General features: G+C 44.4%; 5 protein-coding genes. 4 read left to right on the forward strand and 1 reads right to left on the reverse strand.

Annotated elements, in window-relative coordinates:
- Positions 1–161: 161 nt before the first annotated feature.
- On the reverse strand, positions 162–1,316 hold the full coding sequence (locus HRT75_RS14045) for a HAMP domain-containing sensor histidine kinase (RefSeq protein ID WP_291188036.1): 1,155 nt from the start codon (positions 1,314–1,316) through the stop codon (positions 162–164).
- Positions 1,317–1,424: 108 nt separating this feature from the next.
- Here HRT75_RS14045 and HRT75_RS14050 point away from each other — a divergent pair, with 108 nt between their 5' ends.
- The 4 genes from HRT75_RS14050 to HRT75_RS14065 form a co-directional block, all read left to right on the forward strand.
- On the forward strand, positions 1,425–2,291 hold the full coding sequence (locus HRT75_RS14050) for a flavin reductase family protein (protein ID WP_291188039.1): 867 nt from the start codon (positions 1,425–1,427) through the stop codon (positions 2,289–2,291).
- A gap of 4 nt (positions 2,292–2,295) precedes the next feature.
- Complete coding sequence (locus HRT75_RS14055) at positions 2,296–2,670, forward strand: DUF3127 domain-containing protein (protein WP_272831344.1); 375 nt, start codon at positions 2,296–2,298, stop codon at positions 2,668–2,670.
- A gap of 16 nt (positions 2,671–2,686) precedes the next feature.
- Entirely contained in the window at positions 2,687–4,063 is a 1,377-nt protein-coding gene (locus tag HRT75_RS14060) for a TIGR00366 family protein (RefSeq protein WP_291188042.1), read from the forward strand.
- A 156-nt stretch (positions 4,064–4,219) separates the two neighbouring features.
- Positions 4,220–4,682: leucyl/phenylalanyl-tRNA--protein transferase (locus HRT75_RS14065; protein ID WP_291188045.1), on the forward strand; the 463-nt coding region annotated here is incomplete at its 3' end.

Raw genomic sequence — 4,682 nt, forward strand, 5'->3', positions numbered from 1 at the left:
CTTTGAGCTCAGTTCCGCCAAAAAGCGCTTGTACCAGCGACCGTTGACATAGGGTTGATAAAATTCTACCTGCAAGCCATCAGTGGTATAACATTCAGGACAATTGGTCTTAAGTTCGGCTTTTCGAATCAGTTTGGGTGTCGTTGTCATGGGGCGGTTGATTAAAGACGTTTGAGTTGGATCTCCATTGTAGTGCCAACATTAGGGGCGCTTTTGAGCACTTTAATGTTGCCTTCATGATACTCTTCTATAATGCGTTTAGCCAAAGACAATCCCAAGCCCCATCCGCGTTTTTTAGTCGTAAAACCTGGGGTGAATATCTTTTTAAAATCGCGTTTTGGAATTCCTTTTCCTGTATCGGTGACATGAATGGTAACCGTTTTGGTCTGTTCGGTGATCTTTATACTGATCTTGCCCTTACCTTTCATGGCATCAATACCGTTCTTTACCAGATTTTCAACGGTCCATCCAAAGAGTTGCTCGTTGAGCATTACCGGGATCTTTTTCTCTGGCAACTCCAACTCAAAATGGATCAACTTAGAGGTTCTGGATTTGAGGTAGTCATAGGCCAATTGCGTCTCACGGACCACATCACGTTCTTCCAATTTGGGTTTAGAACCGACTTTAGAGAAGCGTTCCGTTATGGTTTGCAATCTGGAAATATCTTTTTCTATCTCAGAGATATAAGCTGGATTGGTGTTCTCAGCTTTCAATATTTCTGTCCAACCCACTAATGAGGACAGCGGAGTTCCAATTTGATGAGCAGTCTCCTTTGCCATTCCTGCCCAGAGTTTGTTTTGCTCTGCAGATTTGGTAGTCTGATAAAAGAAATAAATGAAGCCAACAAACAACATAATTACCAACAGTATGGCCGCTGGATAGTATTTTACCTTGGTGATAATTGGCGCGTTTCCGTAGTAAATGATGTTGAGAACATCGCCTTCATAACGCGTCTCTATAGGTGGATTGGTTTGCTTGAAAGCTTCCACCATATCTTCAATTTCTTCCCTGCTGAGTTGATCTCCATTGGGAATATTGCTCAGGTCATAAGAATCTCCTTTAAGGGTATGTAAGATCAAAGGGGTGGTGGTATTGCTGCGGATCACCTCAATGATCAGCGGACTCTCGTCTAAGCCCAATTCACTGTTACTGGTTTCCGCCATCTCCCCAAGGGCTTTGGAAAAGATTTCCATCTTATCGCGTTCGTTCTCTTTGAGCTGATTGTAGAACAAGTAAGTGTTGTAACCCACAAGTCCAATAATGAACATGCTAAAGACAATGATTAGTGTGCGTGTTAAACGAGTGTTGATCTCCATATAAAAGGCAGTCGCTGCGCTAAATATAATGCAATTAAGTGAATATTATTGTGCGGATTCTGCCCCCTTTTTTATGATTCCCTTGGTAGAATAGTTACCTTTGCAGCTATGCTCACTATACATCCGGAAAACACTTCTACAGGCAAATTGCACGGCTATCTATTGGCTTCGGTTTCGCCGCGACCAATCGCCTTTGCAAGTACTGTAAACAAAGAAGGTCAGGTCAATTTATCGCCTTATAGTTTTTTCAATGTGTTTAGTGCAAATCCTCCGGTGGTGATCTTCTCTCCGGCGAGACGGGTACGGGACAATACAGTGAAGCATACCCTTGAAAATGTGCTTGAAGTACCTGAAGTAGTGATCAATATTGTGAACTACAATATGGTACAGCAAATGTCGCTTTCCTCGACAGAATACCCCAAGGGTGTCAATGAATTTGTCAAAGCCGGTTTAACGGAATTGCCTTCGGAAGTTGTTACGCCGCCGCGTGTGGCAGAAGCTCCAGTTCAGTTAGAATGTAAAGTGCTCAATGTAGTAGCGCTTGGAGAAGAGGGAGGTGCCGGGAATCTAGTAATTGCCCAAGTGGTTCGCATGCACATTCAAGAGGAAATCTTGGATGCCGATGGACGTATCGACGCCGCCAAGATTGACACTGTTGCCCGTATGGGAGGCAATTGGTACAGCCGTGCCAAGACTGGAATGTTCGAGGTTCCAAAACCTTTGAGTACTTTGGGAATTGGAGTGGATCAGATTCCGGAACCGATCAAACTAAGCACGGTACTCACAGGGAATGATCTCGGACAATTGGGCAATGTGGAAAGTTTACCAACGGAAGTTGAATGTGCCAGTTTTATGGAGGCTTTTCATCCGGAGGTGCTCCTCCAAGGAGATCAACAACAAAAACATCAACTAGCAAAAAATTATATCGCCAAAGGAGCCGTTTCAGATGCCTGGAAGGTGCTCTTATCAAAGTAATCTTATGGAAGTACAAGGAACTTTAAAACTCATAGACGAAACTAAAACTTACGGTTCAAACGGCTTTAGAAAGCGCGAAGTAGTGGTCACTACAGAAGAGCAATATCCGCAGCACATTATGATCGAGTTCATTCAGGACAAGACCGATCTATTAAACAACTTCAAGGTTGGGGAATCTGTAAAGATCAGCATCAACCTAAGAGGACGTGAGTGGGTGAATCCACAAGGAGAAACCAAGTATTTCAACTCTATTCAAGGGTGGAGAATTGAGCGTATGGATGCGGATCTACCTGCAGACATGCCGCCAATTCCTCCTGCCGACGCTTTTGAGCCAACAAGCGAGTTCAGTGAAGAAGATCACGACGACCTGCCGTTCTAGGACGACTAAAAGTTAGATGGGCTTTACCCGAACCATAGAGGTAGCTTTTAAGCGATTTTTGCCGGCACCGTTTACCATTGCCGTGCTACTAACGCTTCTAACTCTGGTTTTAGCCTTACTCACCACAAACCCTCCTGCTGAGGGCTCACATATCTTACAACTGCTTTCCTATTGGGAAAACGGAATTTGGAATAAGGATCTGCTGGTATTTGGTTACCAAATGATGCTTATTCTTGTTTTGGGACATATTCTGGTGCTCAGTGGTCCCATGAATCGATTGATTCAACGCCTAACGAGTTTGGTCAATAATACCAGTCAGGCAGTGATCTTGGTGAGCGTCAGTACACTGATGGTTTCCTTTTTTAATTGGGGCCTTGGACTCATCTTTGGGGCAATTATGGCCCGCAAGGTAGCAGAGGCTTCTCAAGAGCGCGGATTTAGTATAAATTATCCGCTTGTTGGAGCCGCTGGTTACTGCGGATTGATGATCTGGCATGGCGGTATAAGCGGGTCTGCGCCTTTAAAAGTAGCTGAATCTGGCCACTTACAGCAGATCATGGCTGGGATCTCAGATCCCGGTTTGTTGGCTCAATTGCCCGATACCATTCCCGGTAGTGCGACTATTTTTAGTTGGTGGAATTTGCTGCTTTTCGGCATCCTATTAATTTTGATTCCATGGGTGTTTTATCGCTTGTCCAAAAAAGCGGAATCAAGCCCGGTCAAATTGACGCCTTATGCCCCAAATTCAAGTTCTGCTGTTCCCGATGGCGCTGCGGAAAGATTAGACGATTCGCCTTGGTTTGGACGCGGCGTGGGCCTATTAATGCTAATTACCTTCATCGTACAATACGGCGATCAACTTTTAGGCCTGACCCTGACGCCAAACATGCTCAATTTCTTTATGTTGGGAATGGCCCTGCTTTTACACGGTTCTTTCCGCTCTTTCTTGGCGGCTGTTGAAGAGGCTATCAAAGGAGCCGCAGGTATTCTGATACAGTTTCCATTGTATTTTGGGATCATGGGGATCATGGCAGAGAGTGGGATGGTACAGCAAATTGCAGATTTCTTTGTGTCCATTGCTAATGAAACCACCCTACCGATCTACACCTTTTTTAGCGCGGGCCTGGTAAATATTTTTGTGCCGAGCGGTGGTGGACAATGGGCGGTTCAAGGTCCTATTGTTATTGAATCGGCCATGCAATTAGGAGTTCCTTTGCCAAAGGCAGTAATGGCTTTGTCCTATGGCGATCAGATCACCAATATGCTGCAACCGTTTTGGGCCTTACCGCTTTTGGGTATTACCAAGCTAAAGGCCAAGGAAATTTTACCCTACACTTTGATCATTATGTTGGTGGGGAGTGGAGTCTTTATATGTGGATTACTACTGCTGTAAAAATAAAACAACCCCGCTAGGAGCAGGGTTAGTTTTGTCGGTTTTAGGTTACTAAAATGGCAAACTCAAATAAATTAAAAAAACCCACCACTTTAGCTTTTGTAAAGGTCAGAAAAAATTATAACATTCGCAATATCCGCGAGTTAGAACAGAAAAATGCTTCATTTTCTTGACGAATCCCTTAGCTTCCCTCAACCTGATCAGGCCCGGTCAGACGGTTTGTTAGCGGTGGGAGGAGACTTAACTGCGGAGCGTTTAATGCTCGCTTATCGCTCAGGAATCTTTCCCTGGTTTTCTGACGGAGATCCTATTCTTTGGTGGAGTCCAGATCCGCGAATGGTGATGATCCCTTCAGAATTTAAACGCTCTAAAAGTTTGCGAAAATCCATCCGGACTAAAGGATTTAAAATTACCGAAAATACCCAGTTTGAAGAGGTCATACGAGCTTGTGCTTCTGCACCGAGACCCGATCAATTAGGGACTTGGATTACCGAAGAAATGATCCAGGCTTATTTGCAATTGAATCAACTGGGACATGCGCATAGTTTGGAAGTTTGGCTGGAGGATAAGCTTGTTGGAGGACTTTACGGAATTGATCTGCCTGAGTTTAAGGTCTGCT

This window comes from Gilvibacter sp., from assembly GCF_013214815.1.
Classification (GTDB): domain Bacteria; phylum Bacteroidota; class Bacteroidia; order Flavobacteriales; family Flavobacteriaceae; genus Gilvibacter.